The sequence below is a fragment of the Pseudomonas sp. 34 E 7 genome, assembly GCF_900005715.1.
In the GTDB taxonomy this organism is placed as follows: domain Bacteria; phylum Pseudomonadota; class Gammaproteobacteria; order Pseudomonadales; family Pseudomonadaceae; genus Aquipseudomonas; species Aquipseudomonas orientalis_A.
In genome coordinates, this window is record NZ_CVTX01000107.1 from 1 (window position 1) to 22,448 (window position 22,448).

The following is a 22,448-nucleotide window of genomic DNA, read 5'->3' on the forward strand; positions in this document are numbered from 1 at the left end:
GCCCAGCGGCAACGGCCCACTGTCCCGCCGCCCGGTGTGGCTGGCCACGCCGGCGACAGCGAGATAGTTGATGTCGTGACCGGCGCGGTCCCTGTAGGGGCCGGTCTGGCCGTAGCCGGTGATCGACACATAGATCAGCCTGGGGTTGATCGCCTTAAGGGCGGCGTACCCCAGGCCCAGACGGTCCATGACCCCGGGGCGGAACTGTTCGATGAGAATATCGGTACCCTTGACCAGCTCGAAGACGATCTGCAACGCCTCGTCCCGCTTGAGGTCCAGTGCCAGGCTGCGCTTGTTGCGATTGAGATAGGCATGGCTTGCCGACGTGCCGTGATCATGGGGCGGCCACACGCGCAACAGGTCCGGCCGCGTCGGCGATTCGATGCGCAGCACGTCGGCGCCCATGTCCGCCAGCATCAGCGAGGCGAACGGGCCGGGCAACAGGGTGGAAAAATCCAGCACTTTGAGGGACGCCAAGGGACCTGACATACAAACTCCGTTTGCGATTGGACTGGCCACAGCGTAGTCAGCCTTCGGTGCCGGCGGCAATCGTCAGAACGATCAAGCGCAGTGACCGTTTTGATCACGGCGGGCTTTTTCGTCGCGGCGGCTTTATCATTGGCCCACGTTTGTTCGCAGAGTGTTCCATGAAGTTCGCGATTGCAGTGTTTTGCGCCGCCCACGCGCCCGCCTCGCGCCGCGCCCTGTTGTTCGCCCAGGCGGCTTTGGCCGGCGGGCATGAAATTGTGCGGCTGTTTTTTTATCAGGATGGCGTGTACAGCGCCTCCAATAATATCGTCGCGCCCCAGGACGAGCAGGACATCGCGCGCCAGTGGCGCGAATTTGTCGGCACCCACCAACTCGACGGCGTCGTGTGCATCGCCGCCGCCTTGCGCCGCGGCGTGCTCAATGCCGAGGAAGCCACGCGCTATCAACGCAGCGCGGTGAACCTGGACGCGCCCTGGGCCTTGTCGGGCCTGGGGCAGTTGCATGATGCGATCCAGGACGCCGACCGCCTGATCTGTTTTGGAGGTGCGTGATGGCCCAATCATTGCTGATCATCAGCCGCCAAGCGCCATGGTCCGGCCCCAGCGCGCGCGAAGCGCTGGATATCGTGCTGGCCGGAGGCGCGTTCGATCTGCCTATCGGCCTGCTGTTTCTGGACGACGGCGTGTTCCAGCTGGCGCGGCACCAGGACGCCAGGGCCGTGCAACAAAAGGATTTGAGCGCCAACCTGCAGGCGCTGGGCCTGTTCGGCATCGATGACGTGTTCGCCTGCGGCCACAGCCTGTCCGCACGCGGGCTGCCGCCACCGGACAATGCGCAGGCCCTGGACAGCCAGGCCATTTCCAGGCTGATTGACCGTTACGATCAGGTGATTACCCTCTGATGTCGACTCTACATGTGGTGAGCCACTCCCCCTTTACCGACAGCCGTCTGGACAGTTGCCTGCGTGTGTGCGGCAACGCGGATGCCATCCTGCTGTGCGGCGACGGCGCCTACGGCCTGCACAACGCAGCGCTGCAAACCAGGGGGGTAAAAGTGTTTGTGCTGGCTGAAGACCTGCAGGCACGCAACCTGCCGCTCCCGGACTGGGCCGACAGCGTCGACTATCCGGGGTTCGTGCAGCTGTCGATCGACTATGGCAAGGTCAACAGTTGGTTATGAACACACTGACCGTCGGCACGCGCAGCCTGGCACTGGACAAGGACGGCTACCTCGTCGACCTGGATGACTGGTCCGATGAGGTGGCGCACGCCCTGGCCACCGCCGAAGCCGTGGAACTGACCCCGGACCACTGGGAAATCCTCCTGTTGCTGCGCCAGTTCTATAGCGAATTCCAGCTGTCCCCCGCCACGCGCCCGCTGATCAAGTACACCGCCTTGAAGCTCGGCCCGCAAAAGGGCAACAGCCTGCACCTCAATAAACTGTTCAACGGCACTCCCGCCAAACTCGCCGCCAAGCTGGCGGGCCTGCCCAGGCCGACGAATTGCTTATGACCGATTTTGCCCCCCTGACCCTCTCGACGCCTGAAGAACATCCGTTTGCGCCGTTCGTGCGCATCCTGGGCAAAGGCAAGCGCGGCGCACGCAACCTCACCCGTGAGGAAGCGCGGCAAGCCATGGGCATGCTGCTCGACGAAAAAGTCGAAGACACCCAGCTGGGCGCCTTCCTCATGCTGCTGCGGCACAAGGAAGAAAGCCCGGAAGAGCTCGCCGGCTTCACCGAAGCGGTACGCGAGCGGTTGAACCCGCCCGCACTGAATGTGGATATCGACTGGCCGACCTACGCCGGCAAAAAGCGCCACTTGCCCTGGTTCCTGCTGGCGGCCAAATGCCTGGCGCAACAGGGTGTGCGCATCCTCATGCACGGCGGCGGCGCGCATACGGCGGGGCGCTTGTACACCGAGCAACTGCTGGAGCGCTTGCACATACCGCTGTGCCGCAATTGGCAGCAGGTCGAGGCAGCGTATGCACACGGCAACCTGGCGTTTATCCCGCTGGGCGACTGGGCGCCCCAGTTGCAGCGCATGATCGATCTGCGCAACACCCTGGGCCTGCGCTCGCCGATCCACTCCCTGGCCCGCCTGCTCAACCCGCTGAATGCCCGTTGCGGCCTGCAAAGCATTTTCCACCCGGGTTACCAGGGCGTGCACCGCGATGCCAGTGGCCTGCTGGGCGACAACGTGATTGTGGTCAAGGGCGACGGCGGCGAGATCGAGATCAACCCCGACACCCTCAGCCACCTGTATGGCACCACCGGCGGCCAGAGCTGGGACGAAGAATGGCCCGCCCTCTCCGCCCAGCGCCACGTCAAACCGGCGACCCTGGAGCCCGAGCATCTGAACGCCCTGTGGCGTGGCGACGTCGAGGACAGCTACCCGCAACTGGCGCTGATCGCAACCATGGCCCTGGCCTTGCGCGGCCTGGGACACACCCGCGAGCAGGCGTTCGAACTGGCAAAGCAGTACTGGGACGCACGAGACAAATCGATTTAATCGATCATTCACCTCCGGTCTTTGCGCTTTTAGTTCGAACTCATCCCTTTAGACTGAGCTCCAACGCTTATTAGCCAAGGAGCCAGTCATGGGTTTGCTGATCGAAGGACACTGGAAAGACCAGTGGTACGAAAGTAGTGCAGATGGCGCTTTCCAGCGCGAACAGGCGCAACGTCGTCACTGGGTGACCGCCGACGGCCAGCCCGGCCCGAGCGGCGAAGGCGGTTTCAAGGCCGAGGCCGGACGCTATCACCTCTACGTTTCCCTGGCCTGTCCCTGGGCCCACCGCACCCTGATCCTGCGCAAGCTCAAGGGCCTGGAAAGCCTGATTGACGTCTCGGTGGTCAGTTGGCTGATGCTGGAAAACGGCTGGACCTTCGACAAGGCCCACGGCTCAAGCGGCGATGCGCTGGACGGTTTCGACTTCATGCACCAGCGCTACACCGCCGACACCGCTGACTACACCGGGCGCGTCACCGTGCCGGTGTTGTGGGACAAGAAACTCAAGCGCATCGTCAGCAACGAATCGGCGGAGATCATCCGCATGTTCAACAGCGCCTTCAATGAACTGACCGGCAATACCCTGGATTTCTACCCGCAGGCATTGCGCTCGACCATCGACACCCTGAACGAACGCATCTACCCCGCCGTGAACAACGGCGTGTACCGCGCCGGGTTCGCCACCTCGCAGCAGGCTTATGCAAGCGCGTTTGATGATGTGTTTGCCGAGCTTGATCACCTGGAACATCACTTGGACGAGCATCGCTACCTGGCCGGCGAATACCTGACCGAGGCGGATGTACGGCTGTTCACCACGCTGATTCGTTTTGATGCGGTGTATTACAGCCACTTCAAGTGCAACCTGCGGCGGATTGCCGATTATCCGAACCTGTCGAACTGGCTAAGGGAGATGTATCAGTGGCCGGGAGTGGCCGAGACGGTGGATTTCGAGCATATCAAGGGGCATTACTATGCCAGCCATCGGACCATCAATCCGACGGGGATTGTGCCGAAGGGGCCGTTGCAGCGGTTTGATGTTGGGCATGATCGGGCGCGGTTGAGTGGCAAAGGTGTGTGGAACTGATCCGGATGGTGGGCTGGAGTTGATGGCCTCATCGGGGGCAAGCCCCCTCCCACACTTGGAATGCATACCCATGTGGGAGGGGGCTTGCCCCCGATGCTTTTGAGGCTTACACCTGGGACTGAGCGCCTTCAAACCACTTGAGCTTCTCGCGCAACACCACCACCTCACCTACGATCACCAATGTCGGCGCATGCACTTCATGCTCCGCCACCATGCGCGGCAAGTCGGCGAGTGTGCCGGTGAACACGCGCTGGTTGGAGGTGGTGCCCTGCTGGATCAACGCTGCCGGCGTATCGGCAGCGCGGCCATGCAGGATCAACTGTTGGCAGATAATCGGCAAACCGATCAAGCCCATGTAGAACACCAGGGTCTGCGACGGCCCCACCAGGTCCTGCCAGGGCAAGTCCGACGTACCGTTCTTCAGGTGCCCGGTGATAAAGCGCACCGACTGCGCATAGTCACGGTGCGTCAGCGGAATCCCCGCATACGCCGCGCAACCACTGGCCGCAGTGATGCCCGGCACCACCTGGAACGGAATGCCGTGGGCCGCCAGTTCCTCGATCTCTTCGCCGCCACGCCCGAAAATGAACGGGTCGCCGCCCTTGAGACGCAGCACGCGCTTGCCTTGCTTGGCCAGGTCCACCAGTTGCTGGTTGATCTGGTCCTGGGGCACGGCATGCTCGGCGCGACGCTTGCCGACATACACGCGCTCGGCATCACGGCGGCACAGCTCCAGAATCGCCGGGGCCACCAGACGGTCATACAACACCACGTCGGCTTGCTGCATCAGGCGCAAGGCGCGGAAGGTCAGCAGGTCCGGATCGCCCGGGCCCGCGCCCACCAGGTACACCTCACCCGGTGCGTAAGGCGGTGCGCCATTGACCTTTTCGATCAGCAGGCGCTCGGCCTCAGCGCCCTGCCCGGCCAATTGGCGGTCGGCAATCGGACCCTGGAAGACTTCTTCCCAAAACGCGCGACGCTGCTGCACATCCGGGTACAAGCCTTTGACCTGGGCACGAAAACGCGCCGCCAACCCGGCCAATTGGCCATAGGTGGACGGAATCCAGGTCTCCAGCTTGGCGCGGATCAAGCGCGCCAGCACCGGCGCATCGCCGCCACTGGACACCGCAATCACCAACGGCGAACGGTCGACGATCGCCGGGAAGATCACGCTGCACAAGGCTGGCGCATCCACCACATTGACCGGTACACAGCGACGCTTGGCATCACTGGACACCTGCGCGTTCAGCGGCTCGTCGTCGGTGGCGGCGATGATCAGCACGCAACCGTCGAGGTCGGCCTCCTGATAACCGCGCAACATCAGGTCCCCGCCACTGCCCAGTACCAGTTCACGCAACTGGTCTTCGATCTGGGGAGCAACCACCCGCAGCACTGCGCCGGCGTCAGCCAGCAGGCGGGATTTGCGCAAGGCAATCTCCCCCCCACCGACGACCAGCACACGACTGCCGCGCAGGTTATGAAACAGCGGCAGAAATTCCATTTAGCCGATGACCTCGACGCCGCCCATGTACGGCTTGAGCACCTCAGGCACGCGGATCGAACCGTCGGCCTGCTGGTAGTTTTCCAACACGGCCACCAGCGTACGGCCTACGGCCAGGCCCGAACCGTTGAGGGTGTGCACCAGCTCCGGCTTGCCGGTTTCCGGATTACGGAACCGCGCCTGCATGCGCCGGGCCTGGAAATCACCGCAGTTGGAGCACGACGAAATCTCGCGGTATTTGTCCTGGCTCGGCACCCACACTTCGAGGTCGTAAGTCTTCACGGCGCTGAATCCCATGTCGCCGGTGCACAGCGCCAGTACGCGGTACGGCAGCTCCAGCAACTGCAGGACGCGCTCGGCGTTGGCAGTCAGGCCCTCCAGCGCCTCCATCGACGTCGAAGGCTCGACTACCTGGACCATCTCGACCTTGTCGAACTGGTGCTGGCGAATCATGCCGCGCGTATCGCGACCGGATGCACCGGCTTCACTGCGAAAGCACGGGCTGTGGGCCACGAACTTCAACGGCAATTGCTTGGCATCAAGGATTTCCCCGGCAACGATGTTGGTCAGCGACACTTCGGCGGTCGGGATCAGGTACAGGTCGGCTTCGCCGTCGCGGCTGATCTTGAACAGGTCTTCCTCGAATTTCGGCAACTGGCTGGTGCCCATCAGCGCCGGCGCCTGCACCAGGTAAGGCGTGTAGGCTTCTTCGTAACCGTGCTCGGCGGTGTGCAGGTTGATCATGAACTGCGCCAGGGCACGGTGCATGCGGGCGATCGGGCCGCGCAGCAAAGCAAAGCGTGCGCCGGACATTTTCGCGGCGGTCTCGAAATCCAGGCCGCCGGTCAATTCGCCGAGGGCCACGTGGTCCTTGATCTCGAAATCGAAGGCTTTCGGCGTGCCCCAGCGGCGCACTTCGACGTTGCCGTCTTCGTCCTCGCCAATCGGCACCGACTCATGGGGAATATTGGGGATGCCCAACAGGATCGAATCCAGTTCGGACTGGATTTTGTCCAGCTCGAGTTTGCCGTCGGACAGCTCGGTGCCCATGCGCTCGACGTCCGCCATCAACGGCGCGATGTCTTCGCCGCGCTGCTTGGCCTGACCGATGGATTTGGAACGCGCATTCCGCTCAGCCTGCAGTGCCTCGGTGCGGGTCTGGACGGTCTTGCGCTGTTCTTCCAGCGCTTCGATGCGCGCAACATCCAAGGCAAAGCCACGGGATGCCAGGCGGTCCGCTACGTCCTGAAGGTTGCTACGTAACAGTTTGGAATCGAGCATGTCGGTCTCTCGTTTATCAAAGTTTGGTCAGGGACAGGCCGGCCCAGGTGGCGAGCAGCCCGCCGAACACGCTGATGCCCAGGTACCCGAAGGCGACCAGGGCCTGCCCGCTTTCCAGCAGGCGCAGCGTATCCAGTGAAAAGGATGAAAAGGTCGTCAGACCGCCTACAAAGCCGACAATCAAGCCGGCGCGAATTTCAATCGGCACTTCCGGGCGCAACAGGAACCAGCCGTACAACAGCCCGATGATCAGGCAGCCCACCAGGTTGACCGCCAGGGTCGCCGCATAGAAATGCTTCGGCCAATGGGCGCTGACCCAGGTGCCGGTGGCGAAACGCAATAATGTACCAGCGATGCCGGCTGCGGACACGGCAAGAATCGTCTTGAGCACTACTTTCTCCGCTGACGGGGGCTGAGACGGTCGAGTTGGGCCAGATGGTTGAGCTTTTCGCCGATCTTCAGCTCCAGGCCACGGGGCACCGGTTGATAGAGCGCCAGCGGCTCGAGCTCATCGGGAAAGTAATCTTCGCCGGCCGCGTAGGCGTCCGGCTCGTCATGGGCATAGCGGTATTCATCGCCGTAACCCAGCTGTTTCATCAGCTTGGTCGGCGCGTTGCGCAAATGCATCGGCACTTCGAGGGAGCCATGTTCGGCCGCCGCTCGCAGCGCCGACTTGAAGCCCATGTACACCGCGTTGCTTTTCGGCGCGCAGGCCAGGTAAGTGATGGCCTGGGCCACCGCCAGTTCGCCTTCCGGGCTGCCGAGGCGTTCCTGCACGTCCCAGGCCGCCAGGCACAGGCTCAAGGCGCGCGGGTCGGCATTGCCGATGTCTTCACTGGCCATGCGCACCACGCGGCGCGCCAGGTACAACGGGTCGCAACCGCCGTCGATCATGCGCGCGAACCAGTACAGCGCGCCGTCCGGGTTGGAACCGCGTACGGATTTATGCAGCGCCGATATCTGGTCGTAGAACGCTTCACCGCCCTTATCGAAGCGCCGACGCGTGTCGCCCAGCAGGCTTTGCAGCAGGTCGACACCAATCTCGCCGCCATCTTCGGCAAGGTCCGAGGCGTTCTCCAACAGGTTGAGAAAACGCCGGCCATCGCCATCGGCGGCCGTGAGCAGGATCTTGAAGCCCTCTTCACTGACGCTCAGCTGGCGCTTGCCCAGGCCCTTGTCTTCGTTCAAGGCACGCTGCAACAACTTCTGCATCGCCGCTTCGTCCAGGCTCTTGAGCACATAGACGCGAGCCCGCGAGAGCAACGCGTTATTGAGTTCGAAAGACGGGTTTTCAGTGGTGGCGCCGATGAAGATCAACGTGCCGTCTTCGACGTACGGCAGGAATGCGTCCTGCTGCGACTTGTTGAAGCGATGCACTTCGTCGACAAACAGGATGGTGCGCTTGCCGTACTGTCCGGCCTGCTGCTTGGCGACTTCCACCGCCTGGCGGATCTCCTTGACCCCGGCCAGCACGGCGGAGACCGTTTCGAAGTGTGCATCCGAGACCTTGGCCAGCAGCCGTGCCAGGGTGGTTTTACCCACCCCCGGCGGCCCCCAGAAAATCATCGAGTGCAGCGCACCCTGCTCCAGGGCTTCACGCAAGGGCTTGCCGCGAGCGAGCAGATGTTCCTGACCGACGTACTCATCCAGGTTGGTCGAGCGCAGGCGCGCGGCCAGGGGCTGGGCAATCGGGTCACTTCGAAACAGATCCATGGGCAGCGTTTGAAACCTCTGGGGAGTTTATTCCTGGATCACGTCGGCACCCTTGGGGATGTCGAACTTGAACTTGGACGCGGGCACAGGCTGGTTGGCCTTGACCCCGGAGAACAGGATATCGGTGCGCTGGCCAACGCTGTCAACCAGGCGCATGTTGTTGATCACGCCGTTGCCGAACGACAGCGACAGGGTGTCGAACAAGGTGTCCTTGGATTTGGGCTTGAGCGTGAACTCGATGACGTTGCTGGTTTGCTTGGAGGTGATGTCGAAACTGTCGTTGATCTTCGACACGTCCCCCGACAGCAGCAGCGCCGGCGTCTGGTTCAGGCGCGGGTCGAGCTTCTTGATGGTCGCCTGTTCAAGGTCCGGGTCCCACAGCGTGACTTTCTGGCCGTCGGACACGATGGTCTGCTCGGCCTTGCCTTCGGTGTGCCAGTAGAACAGGCCGGGACGCTGCACGGCCATTTCGCCTGCGGTCTCCTGCAACTGGGTGCCACCGGCGTCCAGGGTCAGCTGGGAAAAGCGCGCGGTCAGGGTCTGGGATTTGTCCAGCAGGTTCTTCAGACTGGCCACGGAAGCCGGGTCAGCGTGGGCCGAAACAGCGGTCAGGGCCAGTGCCGGCAACAACAGCATGCGGATAATGCGCATGGGAGTCCTCATTGAATAGTCAGGGCGCGCCGCGTGCTGCCACGCGGCGCGGGATCAGTCGCGCATCTGCCCGGGGGCGATGATTTCGCGCGAGCCGTTGGTGTTCATTGCGGTGACGACGCCGGCGTGTTCCATGGCTTCGATCATGCGGGCGGCGCGGTTGTAGCCGATCTTCAGCTTGCGTTGCACGGCGGAGATCGAGGCACGGCGGCTTTCCAGCACGAACGCCACGGCTTCGTCGTAGAGCGCGTCGGTTTCGGCGTCATCGTCGCCACCCCCACTGCCGCCATCGAAGCCGCTGCCGGCCTCTTCCACGCCCGCGAGAATGTCGTCGTTGTATTCCGGAGCGCCACGCAGTTTCCAGGCTTCCACCACGCGATGCACTTCATCGTCGGAAACGAACGCCCCGTGGACACGGATCGGCAGGCTGGTGCCGGGCGGCATGTAGAGCATGTCACCGTGGCCCAGCAGTTGCTCGGCGCCGCCCTGGTCGATGATGGTCCGCGAGTCGATCTTGCTCGACACCTGGAACGCCATACGCGTAGGAATGTTGGCCTTGATCAGACCGGTGATCACATCCACCGACGGCCGCTGGGTGGCGAGGATCAGGTGGATCCCGGCCGCACGGGCCTTCTGGGCGATACGCGCGATCAGTTCTTCGACCTTCTTGCCGACGATCATCATCATGTCGGCGAATTCGTCGACCACCACCACGATGGTCGGCAGCTTGGTCAAAAGCGGCGCTTCGTCGTGAATGTTCTCGCGCTTGTAAAGCGGGTCGGTCAGCGGCGTACCGGCGTCCTGGGCTTCCTTGACCTTGGCGTTGAAGCCGGACAGGTTACGCACGCCCATCTTCGCCATCAGCTTGTAGCGACGCTCCATCTCGGCGACGCTCCAGCGCAGGGCGTTGGCGGCGTCCTTCATGTCGGTCACTACCGGGCAGAGCAGGTGCGGAATGCCTTCGTAGATCGACAACTCAAGCATTTTCGGGTCGATCATGATCAGCTTGGCGTCGTCCGGGCCCGACTTGAACAGGATCGACAGGATCATCGCGTTCACACCCACCGACTTACCGGAACCGGTGGTACCGGCCACCAGCAGGTGCGGCATTTTCGCCAGGTCGGTGATTACCGGCTTGCCGCCGATATCATGGCCGAGGGCCAGGGTGACCGGCGATTTGAAGTTGTCGTATTCCGGGGTCGACAGTACCTCGGAGAAACGCACGATCTGGCGGTCTTCGTTGGGAATCTCGATACCCACGGTGGTCTTGCCGGGAATCACTTCCACCACGCGCACGCTGGTCACGGCCAGGGAGCGCGCCAGGTCCTTGGCCAGGTTGGAAATGCGGCTGACCTTGACGCCTGCGGCCGGCTGAATCTCGTAACGGGTAATGACAGGGCCCGGGTGAATCGAGTCCACCGACACTTCGACGCCGAACTCCTTGAGCTTGATTTCCAGCAGGTGGCCGACGGCCGCCAGGGATTCGGGCGAGTAATTGAGTTGTTTCTTTTCCGCAGGGTCAAGAATCGAGATCGGCGGCAAGGTGCCTTCGACGGCGCTGTCGATGAACAGCGGCGCCTGTTTCTCTTTCTGCACGCGGTGGCTGGGCTCGGGCGCCTTGGGCGGCGCGGGTGCGATCACCGGCGGCACCTGCTTCTCGCGATCCGACATGTGCTTGCTCAGGGCCTGTTCGCGCTCGATCAGGCGCTCCTTGACCTTGGCCTGCTCGCGGCGGTCCGGCGTGCTTGGGGCCACCACTTCGTTGACGCGGGTGTCCACTTCGCGCAGTTGCGCAACCATCTGCTTGCGCTCCACACGCGCCGCCCACCAACGGTTGGCGGCGCCCTGGAACAACTCGAACAGGTCAAGGGTGATCTTGCCGGTCACGTCCATCACTTTGAACCACGACAGGTCGGTGAACACCGTGAGACCGAACAGGAACAGCGCGATGAACATCAGCGTGCTGCCCTGGATATTCAGGGTGCGCCGCGCCAGGTCACCCAGGCTTTCGCCCAGCGCCCCGCCCGCGCCCGCCGGCAGACCGGTCGGTGCATGGAAATGGATATGGGCCAGGGCCGCGCCGGACAACACCAGGAACACCAGCCCGATCAGGCGCCAGGAGAACAGCCAGCCGCTCCACTGCCAAGGCTCGTGACGCTGGCGGAAAATCTGCCAGGTCTTGATCGCCAGTAACAGCGGAAAGATGTACGCGAAATAACCGAGAATCATGAACAGGATATCGGCGCTGTAGGAACCCACCGGGCCACCGAAATTCTGCACGTCGTCGATTTTGCTGTTATGACTCCAGCCGGGATCGTCCTTGCCATAGGTAAGCAAGGCCATCATCAGGAACAGGCACAGCGCGCCGATTGCGATCAGCGCACCTTCCTTGAGTCGGTAATGCAGGTGCTGACGCCAGGCCGGCACGACTGCTGCTTTGGGTGTTGCGGCGGATTTCTTCAAAACGGGTCTTTTCCTGCGCCTTTTAGCGCGTCCATCTGTTGAATGACTGCACACGACTGCTCTATCCGAGCAGCTGAAAAATGACAAATGTTGCTGAATCTACTTTTTAACACTGCATAACCCATCGATGAAATGGCGATAACGCCATGAACGCCGCATTGTACGGGTTTGCGTGCGCGATGCCACGTACTTGCCCATCACCCGGCGGCCTGAGCCGTTCACGTGTTGCAGCCTGTTCAATTTGAGCATGCATTGTCTTTGCTGACAAAGGCTTATGCGCTGTATTTACCAATCAAGGCAAGCTTGGCAAATGGCCTGCATTGGCCAGACCCGATTACGACCGCACCTTATACGCAGAGTTGCAGAAACACCCTTACACGCTAAACCAGCTCGAGCGGCCATTTGCGCTGGCCCCGAGGCGCTGCGTCGACAATAATCAGGTCCTGGGGCAGGCGCCCGACCTGCCACTCCCCTCCCCTTCCGTAAGCCTGGATGCCATGCTGACCTGGTTACAACGCGACACCCTGACATTCCCGCCACTGGCCAAGGCCATGCGCGAACCCAATGGCCTGCTTGCCGCCGGCGGCGACCTGTCGGCCGAACGATTGATCCAGGCCTATCGCCACGGCTGCTTTCCCTGGTTCTCCGAAGGCCAGCCGATTCTCTGGTGGTCACCCGACCCACGCACGGTGATCTTCCCCGACGAGCTGCACGTCTCGCGCAGCCTAGGCAAATTATTGCGCCAACAGCGCTATAGCGTGACGTTTGATCAGGATTTCGCAGCGGTCATCCAGGCCTGCGCGGCGCCTCGTGCGTATGCAGACGGCACCTGGATCACCGAAAGCATCCAGAGCGCCTACCTGGCGCTGCATCAGCGTGGTTACGCGCACTCCGTGGAGGTCTGGGACCAGGGCGAGCTGGTCGGCGGCCTGTACGGCCTGGCGATGGGTCAATTGTTTTTTGGCGAATCCATGTTCAGCCGCGCCGACAACGCCTCGAAATTCGGCTTCGCCACGCTGACCCGGCAATTGCAGGCCTGGGGGTTTGTGCTGATTGACTGCCAGATGCCCAATGATCATCTGCACAGCCTGGGCGCACGCGGCATACCGCGCAGCGAATTCGCCGGGTATCTGCGCGATCATTTGGACCAGCCCAGCTCGGGGCCGTGGGTTTCTTAGGCGCCATCCGCGTACCTGGCTTACACTTATTTCAAAGCTTATTCCGAGGGTTGATCATGACCGAGTTGGCGCGCTTGAAGTTTTATGCCACTCAAGCCCACTCTTGCAGCTATCTGCCCGACGAGCAGGCCACCACACTGTTCCTCGATCCCAGCCAGCCGATGGACGTGCATGTGTACGCCGACCTGTCGGAGATGGGCTTTCGGCGCAGCGGCGATCACCTGTACCGACCGCATTGCCAGAACTGCAACGCCTGCGTGCCGGCGCGCATCCCGGTCGCGCAGTTTTTACCGGATCGCAACCAGAAGCGCATTCTCAAGCGCAACGCCGACCTGACGGTAAACGCGGTCAAGCCGCAGTACAGCGAAGAATATTTCGACCTCTATCAACGCTACATCGAACAACGCCATGCCGACGGCGATATGTTCCCGCCCAGCCGCGATCAATTTTCCACGTTCCTGGTGCGTGACCTGCCTTTTTCGCGCTTCTACGAATTTCGCCTCGACGGACGGTTGCTGGCCGTGGCGGTGACCGACCTGCTGCCCAACGGGCTGTCGGCGGTGTACACCTTCTATGAGCCCGCCGAAGAACGCCGCAGCCTGGGGCGCTTTGCGATTCTCTGGCAAATAGGTGAAGCGCTGCGCCTGGAACTGGAGGCGGTGTACCTCGGATACTGGATCAAAAACTGCAAAAAGATGAACTACAAGACCCAATATCGGCCCATTGAGCTACTGATTAATCAAAGATGGGTAACGCTTAACTAGAACCCCTTGGCTTGAACACCCTTTTTCGGGCACAATGCACGCCGCTTTTGCCTGGCGCAGTTGCACCGGGCCATTCACTGGATACCGAGGGCTTTACTGCATGTCGAAAGAAGACAGCTTCGAAATGGAAGGCACTGTCGTCGACACCCTGCCCAACACCATGTTTCGTGTGGAGTTGGAAAATGGGCACGTCGTAACCGCGCATATCTCCGGCAAGATGCGCAAGAACTACATTCGTATTCTTACCGGTGACAAAGTGCGCGTCGAGCTGACGCCCTATGACTTGAGCAAAGGGCGCATCACTTACCGCGCTCGCTAAGCAAGTCAATACAAAACGCCCGGTTATGCCGGGCGTTTTTGTGTGTGTGTGTTATTTACCTGACACCCAAAACCAATGTGGGAGGGGGCTTGCCCCCGATAGCGGTAGATCAGTCACTCATGTAGCGACTGAAACACTGCTATCGGGGGCAAGCCCCCTCCCACATTGGCGCCCGTAGCTATCGATCAGGCCATTTCCGCCGTGGTTTCGAAGTCGAAGGTCAGTTCGCCGTCCTTCAGATCGATATGCACCACGCCGCCATGGTCGGACAGCTCGCCGAACAGGATCTCTTCGGCCAACGGCCGCTTGATCTTGTCCTGGATCAGACGCGCCATCGGGCGTGCGCCCATTGCCGCATCGTAGCCACCTTCGGCAATCCAACTGCGCGCCGCTTCGGTGACTTCCAACTGCACGCGCTTGTCTTCCAACTGTGCCTGAAGTTCGGTGAGGAACTTGTCCACCACGCTTTTGATAACCTCATGGCTGAGGCGACCAAACTGGATAATGGTATCCAGACGGTTGCGGAACTCCGGCGTGAAGCTCTTCTTGATCACTTCCATTGCATCGGAAGAGTGATCCTGATGGCTGAAGCCGATCGAAGCCCGCGCAGCGGTTTCGGCACCGGCGTTGGTGGTCATGATCACGATCACGTTGCGGAAATCCGCCTTGCGCCCGTTGTTGTCGGTCAGGGTGCCGTGGTCCATCACCTGCAGCAGCAGGTTGAAGACTTCCGGGTGGGCCTTCTCGATTTCATCGAGCAGCAATACACAATGCGGCTGCTTGGTGATCGCTTCGGTCAGCAGACCGCCCTGGTCGAAACCGACATAGCCCGGAGGCGCACCGATCAGGCGCGACACGGTGTGACGCTCCATGTATTCGGACATGTCAAAGCGCACCAGCTCGATCCCCATGGCCTTGGCCAACTGCCGCGCCGCCTCGGTCTTACCGACGCCGGTGGGGCCTGCAAACAGGAACGAACCCACTGGTTTGTCCGGCGACTTGAGGCCCGCACGCGATAGCTTGATCGCGGTGGACAACGCGTCGATGGCCGCATCCTGGCCGAATACGGTCAGCTTGAGATCACGTTCCAGATTACGCAGCAGTTCCTTGTCGGAACTGTTGACGTGTTTAGGCGGAATCCGCGCGATCTTCGCCACGATGTCCTCGACCTGAGGCACGTCGATACGCTTTACACGCTTCTCGACCGGCTGCAGGCGCTGATAGGCACCCGCCTCGTCGATCACATCGATGGCCTTGTCCGGCATATGCCGGTCATTGATGTAGCGTGACGCCAGCTCAGCCGCCGCACGCAGGGCTTCATCGGTGTACTCGATGCCATGGTGCGCTTCGAAACGCCCCTTGAGACCGCGCAGGATACCGATGGTGTCTTCAACCGAAGGCTCGGACACATCGACTTTCTGGAAGCGCCGCGCCAGGGCACGGTCTTTCTCGAAGATGCCGCGAAACTCCTGGAACGTGGTCGAGCCGATGCAGCGGATATCACCCGACGACAGCAGCGGCTTGAGCAGGTTGGACGCATCCATCACCCCGCCCGACGCGGCACCCGCGCCAATAATGGTGTGAATCTCGTCGATGAACAGGATCGCCTGCGGGCGTTTTTTCAGTTCGCCGAGCAGCGCTTTGAAACGCTTCTCGAAATCGCCACGGTACTTGGTCCCGGCGAGCAATGCGCCCAGGTCCAGGGAGTAGACGACACTGTTGGCCAGCAGGTCCGGCACCTGATTGTCGACGATACGCTTGGCCAGGCCCTCGGCAATCGCGGTTTTACCCACGCCCGCCTCACCGACCAGCAATGGGTTGTTCTTGCGACGACGCGCGAGGATCTGCGCTACGCGCTCAACCTCCAGCTCACGCCCCACCAGCGGATCGATCCGCCCCTGGCGCGCCAGTTCATTGAGGTTGCTGGCATAGGCATCCAGCGGGTTGCTTGAAGAAGAAGACTCACCGCCCTCGTCGTCCTGCATATCCTGCTCACCCTCGGAATGATCGCCATGCCCGGGCACCTTGGAGATGCCGTGGGCGATGTAGTTGACGACATCGATACGGGCCACGCTCTGCTGCTTGAGCAGAAACACGGCCTGGCTTTCCTGCTCGCTGAAAATCGCCACCAGCACATTGGCGCCCGTGACTTCACGCTTACCGGAGCTCTGTACGTGGAAGACAGCACGCTGCAATACCCGCTGGAAGCCCAGGGTTGGCTGGGTCTCACGGTCCTCGTCATGCACGGGGATCAGTGGCGTCGTGGAGTCGATAAACTCCTGCAGGTCATGCTTGAGTTTGTCGAGGTTGGCGCCGCACGCACGTAGAACGGTGGCGGCAGCTTCGTTATCCAAAAGTGCCAGCAGCAGGTGTTCGACGGTCATGAATTCATGACGCTTCGAACGAGCCTCCTTGAAGGCAAGATTGAGGGTGACTTCGAGCTCGCGGTTTAACATAGCTTCACCTCATACCCAAGTGGTCGGCGTTAACCGTCCTTCTCGATTTCACAGAGTAGCGGATGCTGGCTTTCCCTGGCGTACTGGTTGACCTGCATGGCCTTTGTCTCGGCGATGTCGCGGGTAAACACTCCACATACTGCCCGTCCTTCTGTGTGAACGGCCAGCATTACCTTGGTCGCCAACTCGCGGTTCAGGTTAAAAAACACCTCGAGCACTTCGACCACGAAATCCATCGGTGTGTAGTCATCATTGAACAAAACCACCTTGTACATCGGCGGCGCCTGTAAAGCAGGCTTGGCCTCCTGAACAGCAATGCCTGCAGAACCGTCGTCGTCATGTTCCTGATCCGGGCGATCCTGATTGAATGTTAGTCGAATCTGGCTATTTGCATGCATGGAAAGAAAGGTTCGTCAGTGGTTCAAATACAGTGGTGGGGGCGACCTGTCAGATTTTCAACTCCAACCCTTTGGTCGCCTTGACTATCGGCAAATCGGTGTTACAACCAATAGAGCCCACAGTGGGTAAAAAAGGTCCGCGCAGTCAACCTTATTTATTCGGGTTAGGACGGATAGACGGGATGATACTCCAGTGATGGAGTCTGGTGCAGAGGGATAAGGGAATGGCTAGTGGTAAGGTCAAGTGGTTCAACAACGCCAAGGGTTATGGCTTCATTCTTGAAGATGGAAAAGATGGAGACCTTTTTGCGCATTACTCAGCGATCCAGATGGACGGCTACAAGACACTCAAAGCGGGTCAGCCTGTCTGCTTTGAGATTATTCAAGGCCCCAAGGGCCTGCATGCTGTGAATATCAGCGCGCCCGTCACCACTGAAGACGCTGCAGAAAGGGTACCTGCTCAAGAATCAGCCTGACCAGCATCGAGCAACACCTTAACAGGCAAACCGGCCATCCTGAGTCATCAGAGTGGCCAGTTGCTCTTCCCGTTTACATATGCTTGATCAACGCATCACCAAAGCCCGACGACGACACCAATGTCGCCCCCTCCATCAGCCGCTCGAAGTCATACGTCACGGTCTTGGCCGAAATAGCGCCGTTAGTGCCTTTTATAATCAGATCCGCCGCTTCGACCCAGCCCATATGTCGCAGCATCATTTCCGCCGACAGAATCAATGAGCCCGGGTTGACCTGATCCTTGCCCGCGTACTTCGGTGCCGTGCCGTGGGTGGCCTCGAACATGGCCACGGTGTCTGACAGGTTGGCGCCCGGCGCGATACCGATGCCGCCCACTTCCGCCGCGAGTGCGTCGGACAAGTAGTCGCCGTTGAGGTTGAGCGTGGCGATCACATCATATTCAGCCGGACGCAGCAGGATCTGCTGGAGCATCGCATCGGCGATCGCATCCTTGACCACTACATTCTTGCCGGTCCTTTGGTTCTTGAACTGCATCCACGGCCCGCCATCGAGCAGGGTCGCGCCGAACTCCTCGGCCGCCACTTCGTAGGCCCATTCCTTGAAGGCACCTTCGGTGAACTTCATGATGTTGCCTTTGTGCACGATGGTCAGCGAGTCGCGGTCGTTATCCACCACATATTGCAGGGCCTTGCGTGCCAGGCGCTTGGTGCCCTCTTTCGACACCGGCTTGACGCCAATCCCGCAATCCTGGTCGAAACGGATCTTGGTCACCCCCATTTCCTCCTTGAGGAACTTGATCACCTTGATCGCCTCGGGCGAACCGGCCTTCCACTCGATGCCGGCGTAAATGTCCTCGGAGTTCTCACGGAAGATGGTCATGTCCACGTCCCCGGGCTTCTTGACCGGGCTGGGCACGCCTTCAAACCAGCGCACCGGGCGCAGGCACACATACAGGTCGAGTTGCTGGCGCAAAGCCACGTTCAGCGAACGAATGCCGCCGCCGACCGGGGTGGTCAGCGGGCCCTTGATGGACACCACGTAATCCTTGACCGCGTCCAGGGTTTCCTGGGGCAGCCAGGTGTCCTGGTCGTAGACTTGAGTGGCCTTCTCGCCGGCATATACCTCCATCCACGAGATCTTGCGCTTGCCGCCGTAGGCCTTTTCAACAGCAGCGTCGACCACCTTGATCATCACCGGGCTGATGTCGACGCCGATACCGTCTCCTTCGATATACGGGATGATCGGTTGGTCAGGAACATTGAGAGAATGGTCTGCATTGACGGTGATTTTGTCGCCGACTGCCGGAACCTGAATCTTCTTGTATCCCATGCTGAACTCCATCTATGGATTGAACATCTGGCTGCGTTCGAGCCTACTCCAGATAAATGGCGACTGAAACCTCACGCCATGCTCATTTGCGTCGAAAACAGCATAACTTGTCGCCTACAAGCCTGAAAGCAAAGGGAAAACCGCCAATCTTGAGCACAACGTGCGACGTTGCCCGCACCCGGCCCGCCTGCGACCTTTAGACCAATGGACGACCCACCTTTTGTATGAAGGCTCAGCGTAAGCATAGCGACCTATGTATAATGCCGCCGCTGACCAAAGAGTCACGACGGTTGACCGCTCTAGACAGTAGCCTTCAGCCAGAAAGCAGGACTATTACAATAGTCCAAACGCTTGACGCTCGACTGATGCAACCCAACATCACCGCGAAGAACACTCGACATTTCGCTCATGGATGACTTTGAACGAACGCGCTCCACCCGGCGCATCTCGAGTTTCTGCGCACGCTTTCAGCAAAGAAGAGAGTTAATCCGAATATGCCCACCCGCTCGAAGATCATCTACACCTTCACCGACGAAGCCCCAGCCCTCGCCACCTATTCACTGCTGCCTATCGTAGAGGCCTTCACCGCTTCCGCTGATATTGCCGTGGAAACCCGCGACATTTCCCTCGCCGCGCGCATCCTCGCAAGCTTCCCCGAGCAACTGGGCGCCAAGGCCATCCCGGACCACCTCGCCGAACTGGGCGACCTGGCCGTTACGCCTGAAGCCAACATCATCAAGCTGCCTAACATCAGCGCCTCGACCCCGCAGCTGCAAGCCGCGATCAAGGAACTGCAGGCCCAGGGCTACGCCCTGCCGGACTACCCGGAAACCGTCACCACCGACGCGGAAAAAGAAACCCGTGCACGTTACGACAAGGTCAAGGGCAGCGCCGTGAACCCGGTACTGCGCGAAGGCAACTCCGACCGCCGCGCACCGCTGTCGGTCAAGAACTACGCACGCAAGCACCCGCACAAAATGGGCGCCTGGGCTGCCGACTCCAAGTCGCACATCGCCCACATGAGCAATGGCGACTTCTACGGCAGCGAAAAAGCCGTACAGATCGAAGCCGCTGACGCTGTCAAAATCGAGCTGATCGCTCAAGACGGCACCGCCACTGTCCTGAAGGAAAAGACCTCGGTACAGGCCGGCGAGATCATTGACACCGCCGTGCTGAGCAAAAAAGCCCTGCGCGCATTCATCGCCGCCGAGATCGAAGACGCCAAGAAGCAAGGCGTGCTGCTGTCGGTTCACTTGAAAGCCACCATGATGAAGGTCTCCGACCCGATCATGTTCGGCCAGATCGTCGCCGAGTTCTATAAGGACGCCCTGACCAAGCACGCCACTGTGCTTGAGCAGATCGGCTTCAACCTGAACAACGGCATCGGCGACCTGTACGCCCGTATCAAGGCGCTGCCGGCTGACCAGCAGGCGCAGATCGAAGCGGACATCCAGGCGGTCTACGCCGCTCGCCCATCGCTGGCGATGGTCAACTCCGACAAAGGCATCACCAACCTGCACGTGCCGAGCGACGTCATCGTCGACGCCTCGATGCCGGCCATGATCCGTGACTCCGGCAAAATGTGGGGCACCGACGGCCAGTTGCACGACACCAAGGCCGTGATCCCGGATCGCTGCTACGCCACCATCTACCAGGCCGTCATCGAAGACTGCAAGGCCAATGGCGCCTTCGACCCAACCACCATGGGCAGCGTGCCGAACGTTGGCCTGATGGCCAAGAAAGCCGAAGAGTACGGCTCCCACGACAAGACCTTCCAGATCAAGGCTGACGGCGTCGTCCGCGTCACCGACAGCCAGGGCAAGCTGCTGATGGAACAGTCGGTCGAAGCCGGCGACATCTTCCGCATGTGCCAGACCAAAGACGCGCCGATCCAGGACTGGGTCAAACTGGCCGTCAACCGCGCCCGCGCCAGCAACACCCCGGCCATCTTCTGGCTGGACCCACAGCGCGCGCACGATGGCGTCGTGGTCGAGAAAGTTCAGGCTTACCTGAAAGACCACAACACTGAAGGCTTGGACATCCGCATCATGTCGCCGGTCGACGCGATGAAGTTCACCCTGGAGCGCACCCGCAAGGGCCTGGACACCATCTCGGTGACCGGTAACGTACTGCGCGACTACCTGACCGACCTGTTCCCGATCATGGAACTGGGTACCAGCGCCAAGATGCTTTCGATCGTGCCGCTGATGAACGGCGGTGGCCTGTTCGAAACCGGCGCCGGCGGCTCGGCGCCGAAACACGTGCAGCAGTTGGTGGAAGAAAACTTCCTGCGCTGGGATTCCCTGGGCGAGTTCCTGGCCCTGGCCGCGTCCCTTGAGCATCTGGGCGTGACGTACAACAACCCGAAAGCCCTGGTACTGTCCAAAACCCTGGACCAGGCCACTGGCCAATTCCTCGACAACAACAAGTCGCCATCGCGCAAAGTCGGCAACATCGACAACCGCGGCAGCCACTTCTACCTGGCGCTGTACTGGGCCCAGGCCCTGGCCGCCCAGACCGAAGACACTGCCCTGCAAGCGCAGTTCGGCGAACTGGCCCAGACCCTGGCCGCGAACGAAGCAACCATCGTTGCCGAGCTCAACGCCGTACAGGGCAAGCCAGTGGACATCGGCGGCTACTACGCGCCGAACCCCGAGCTGACCAGCAAGGCCATGCGTCCAAGCAACACCCTCAATGCGGCGATTGCCAAGTTGAAGTAAGGTTGTAACGATGCAAAGAAACCCCGGCCGAGTGCCGGGGTTTCTGTTTCCACTGTTTAACTGAAGAAACCGGGTCAAATGCGGCAGTGGGCCTACCCTAATACCAGTCAGTCAGGGCTTTTTGTAGGAGCGAGCTTGCTCGCGAAAAACTCACAGGCACCGCGCTCATTCAGAAAGCACGCGTTATCGTTGACGTTTTTCGCGAGCAAGCTCGCTCCTACAGACGGCGGTGTACACTTAACAACGCAGCCGCGCCCAAACGTAACCACGATGCGAAGCGAGCCGCTCTTGATCTGGCATTTGATCTTGATCTCAGGAGCCCCGTTAAACCACGCTGGCCGAACGCAGGCGAGGTGCCGAGTGGTGGGGCAAGAGCGTTTTGCTTACTTTTGCGCTTTTCAAAAGTGAGCCGCTGTAAAAGCGGAACCATTAGCAGCCGTTACCGCAGAAACGGATATGTACCCGGTCCAATCCAACATCCCGACCAGCCCAGAGGCCGCCATCGGGGGCAAGTCGAATCGTCGCACCGCCCCTCCCACATTTGGACCGGGATCGACACAACATCCTGGTCGACCCAGAGGCCATCATCAGGAGCAAGCCCCCTCCCACATTGACTGCAATCCTGACCCAAGAACGCACCGCCCCTCCCTGAATCTAGAGGCACCCCATGACCTGGCTCCCCCACATCACCGTCGCCACCCTCGTCGAAGACAACGGCCGCTTCCTCATGGTCGAAGAACTCAAGGGCGGCCGTGCCGTACTCAATCAGCCCGCCGGGCACCTGGACCCGAACGAAACCCTGACCGAAGCCGCCGTGCGTGAAACCCTCGAAGAAACCGGCTGGGACGTCGAAGCCACCGGCATCGTCGGCATCTACCTCTACACCGCCCCGAGCAACGGCGTGACCTATCAACGGGTCTGTTTCATCGCCAAGGCGCTGAAACACCACCCGGACCATCAACTCGACGAAGGCATCCTACGCGCCCGCTGGCTGACCCGGGACGAGCTGATGGGCCTGCGCGACGACTGGCGCAGCGAGCTGATCATCCGCTGTATCGATGATTATCTGGCCGGCCAGCGTCACAGCCTGGAATTGATCCGTCCTTCTCTTTAGCC

Annotated in this window: 22 protein-coding genes; 12 read left to right on the forward strand and 10 right to left on the reverse strand. The window is 60.8% G+C overall.

Going from position 1 to position 22,448, the window contains the following annotated elements:
- Window positions 1-489 (reverse strand): CaiB/BaiF CoA transferase family protein (locus BFP96_RS08810; protein ID WP_139113372.1); only part of this gene is annotated, 489 nt, incomplete at its 3' end.
- Between the two features lie 158 nt (window positions 490-647).
- Here BFP96_RS08810 and tusD point away from each other — a divergent pair.
- The 6 genes from tusD (at window position 648) to BFP96_RS08840 (ending at window position 4,082) form a co-directional block, all read left to right on the forward strand.
- Window positions 648-1,040, forward strand: coding sequence for a sulfurtransferase complex subunit TusD (gene tusD, locus BFP96_RS08815; RefSeq protein WP_065884976.1), 393 nt, complete (start codon window positions 648-650; stop codon window positions 1,038-1,040).
- Entirely contained in the window at window positions 1,040-1,390 is a 351-nt protein-coding gene (tusC, locus tag BFP96_RS08820) for a sulfurtransferase complex subunit TusC (RefSeq protein WP_065894952.1), read from the forward strand. Before tusD ends, tusC begins: the two co-directional genes overlap by 1 nt.
- Window positions 1,390-1,668, forward strand: coding sequence for a sulfurtransferase complex subunit TusB (tusB, locus tag BFP96_RS08825; RefSeq protein WP_065894951.1), 279 nt, complete (start codon window positions 1,390-1,392; stop codon window positions 1,666-1,668). The genes tusC and tusB overlap by 1 nt, the downstream gene beginning before the upstream one ends.
- Window positions 1,665-2,000: a TusE/DsrC/DsvC family sulfur relay protein gene (locus tag BFP96_RS08830; protein WP_065894950.1), complete on the forward strand. Its 336-nt coding sequence runs from the start codon at window positions 1,665-1,667 to the stop codon at window positions 1,998-2,000. Before tusB ends, BFP96_RS08830 begins: the two co-directional genes overlap by 4 nt.
- On the forward strand, window positions 1,997-2,998 hold the full coding sequence (locus tag BFP96_RS08835; protein WP_065936041.1) for a glycosyl transferase family protein: 1,002 nt from the start codon (window positions 1,997-1,999) through the stop codon (window positions 2,996-2,998). The genes BFP96_RS08830 and BFP96_RS08835 overlap by 4 nt, the downstream gene beginning before the upstream one ends.
- Window positions 2,999-3,086: 88 nt before the next feature.
- Window positions 3,087-4,082: a glutathione S-transferase family protein gene (locus BFP96_RS08840; RefSeq protein ID WP_065936042.1), complete on the forward strand. Its 996-nt coding sequence runs from the start codon at window positions 3,087-3,089 to the stop codon at window positions 4,080-4,082.
- 106 nt (window positions 4,083-4,188) lie between these two features.
- Here BFP96_RS08840 and cysG read toward each other — a convergent pair whose 3' ends face one another.
- Genes cysG through BFP96_RS08870 form a run of 6 tightly spaced genes read right to left on the reverse strand, consistent with a single transcriptional unit; the run spans window position 4,189 to window position 11,691 of the window.
- Window positions 4,189-5,583: a siroheme synthase CysG gene (gene cysG, locus BFP96_RS08845; RefSeq protein ID WP_065894947.1), complete on the reverse strand. Its 1,395-nt coding sequence runs from the start codon at window positions 5,581-5,583 to the stop codon at window positions 4,189-4,191.
- A complete protein-coding gene (serS, locus tag BFP96_RS08850; RefSeq protein WP_065936043.1) occupies window positions 5,584-6,864 on the reverse strand; it encodes a serine--tRNA ligase in 1,281 nt (426 codons plus the stop codon).
- 16 nt (window positions 6,865-6,880) lie between these two features.
- Entirely contained in the window at window positions 6,881-7,255 is a 375-nt protein-coding gene (gene crcB, locus BFP96_RS08855) for a fluoride efflux transporter CrcB (protein ID WP_057721801.1), read from the reverse strand.
- Complete coding sequence (locus tag BFP96_RS08860; protein WP_065894945.1) at window positions 7,255-8,577, reverse strand: replication-associated recombination protein A; 1,323 nt, start codon at window positions 8,575-8,577, stop codon at window positions 7,255-7,257. The genes crcB and BFP96_RS08860 overlap by 1 nt, the downstream gene beginning before the upstream one ends.
- 27 nt (window positions 8,578-8,604) lie before the next feature.
- Window positions 8,605-9,228: an outer membrane lipoprotein chaperone LolA gene (lolA, locus tag BFP96_RS08865; RefSeq protein ID WP_065894944.1), complete on the reverse strand. Its 624-nt coding sequence runs from the start codon at window positions 9,226-9,228 to the stop codon at window positions 8,605-8,607.
- Between the two features lie 54 nt (window positions 9,229-9,282).
- Entirely contained in the window at window positions 9,283-11,691 is a 2,409-nt protein-coding gene (locus tag BFP96_RS08870) for a DNA translocase FtsK (protein WP_065884967.1), read from the reverse strand.
- Window positions 11,692-12,188: 497 nt separating this feature from the next.
- On the opposite strand from BFP96_RS08870, the gene aat reads away from it, so the two are divergent.
- The 3 genes from aat to infA all read left to right on the forward strand — a co-directional run bounded on the left by aat (window position 12,189) and on the right by infA (window position 13,952).
- Window positions 12,189-12,869: a leucyl/phenylalanyl-tRNA--protein transferase gene (gene aat, locus BFP96_RS08875; RefSeq protein ID WP_065936044.1), complete on the forward strand. Its 681-nt coding sequence runs from the start codon at window positions 12,189-12,191 to the stop codon at window positions 12,867-12,869.
- A gap of 56 nt (window positions 12,870-12,925) precedes the next feature.
- Window positions 12,926-13,633 (forward strand): arginyltransferase, encoded by a 708-nt coding sequence (locus BFP96_RS08880; protein WP_065884965.1) that lies wholly within the window; start codon window positions 12,926-12,928, stop codon window positions 13,631-13,633.
- Between the two features lie 100 nt (window positions 13,634-13,733).
- Window positions 13,734-13,952, forward strand: a complete 219-nt coding sequence (gene infA / locus BFP96_RS08885) for a translation initiation factor IF-1 (RefSeq protein ID WP_002553999.1) — start codon at window positions 13,734-13,736, stop codon at window positions 13,950-13,952.
- A 185-nt stretch (window positions 13,953-14,137) separates the two neighbouring features.
- Here infA and clpA read toward each other — a convergent pair whose 3' ends face one another.
- Both clpA and clpS read right to left on the reverse strand, forming a co-directional pair.
- The gene (gene clpA / locus BFP96_RS08890) at window positions 14,138-16,408 is read right to left on the reverse strand and encodes an ATP-dependent Clp protease ATP-binding subunit ClpA (protein ID WP_065884964.1); all 2,271 of its coding nucleotides are present in this window, start codon (window positions 16,406-16,408) and stop codon (window positions 14,138-14,140) included.
- A gap of 29 nt (window positions 16,409-16,437) precedes the next feature.
- Window positions 16,438-16,806, reverse strand: coding sequence for an ATP-dependent Clp protease adapter ClpS (gene clpS, locus BFP96_RS08895; RefSeq protein WP_005789091.1), 369 nt, complete (start codon window positions 16,804-16,806; stop codon window positions 16,438-16,440).
- 224 nt (window positions 16,807-17,030) lie between these two features.
- Here clpS and cspD point away from each other — a divergent pair, with 224 nt between their 5' ends.
- Window positions 17,031-17,282 (forward strand): cold shock domain-containing protein CspD, encoded by a 252-nt coding sequence (gene cspD / locus BFP96_RS08900; RefSeq protein ID WP_065894989.1) that lies wholly within the window; start codon window positions 17,031-17,033, stop codon window positions 17,280-17,282.
- Window positions 17,283-17,355: 73 nt separating this feature from the next.
- Here the strand turns inward: cspD and icd are convergent, their stop codons facing one another.
- Window positions 17,356-18,612 carry an NADP-dependent isocitrate dehydrogenase gene (gene icd, locus BFP96_RS08905; RefSeq protein WP_065894988.1) on the reverse strand — a complete coding sequence of 419 codons (1,257 nt, stop codon included), beginning with the start codon at window positions 18,610-18,612 and terminating at the stop codon, window positions 17,356-17,358.
- A gap of 494 nt (window positions 18,613-19,106) precedes the next feature.
- Here icd and BFP96_RS08910 point away from each other — a divergent pair, with 494 nt between their 5' ends.
- Window positions 19,107-21,332: an NADP-dependent isocitrate dehydrogenase gene (locus BFP96_RS08910; protein ID WP_065936045.1), complete on the forward strand. Its 2,226-nt coding sequence runs from the start codon at window positions 19,107-19,109 to the stop codon at window positions 21,330-21,332.
- Window positions 21,333-21,999: 667 nt separating this feature from the next.
- The gene (locus BFP96_RS08915) at window positions 22,000-22,446 is read left to right on the forward strand and encodes an NUDIX hydrolase (protein ID WP_065936046.1); all 447 of its coding nucleotides are present in this window, start codon (window positions 22,000-22,002) and stop codon (window positions 22,444-22,446) included.
- Window positions 22,447-22,448 lie beyond the last annotated feature (2 nt).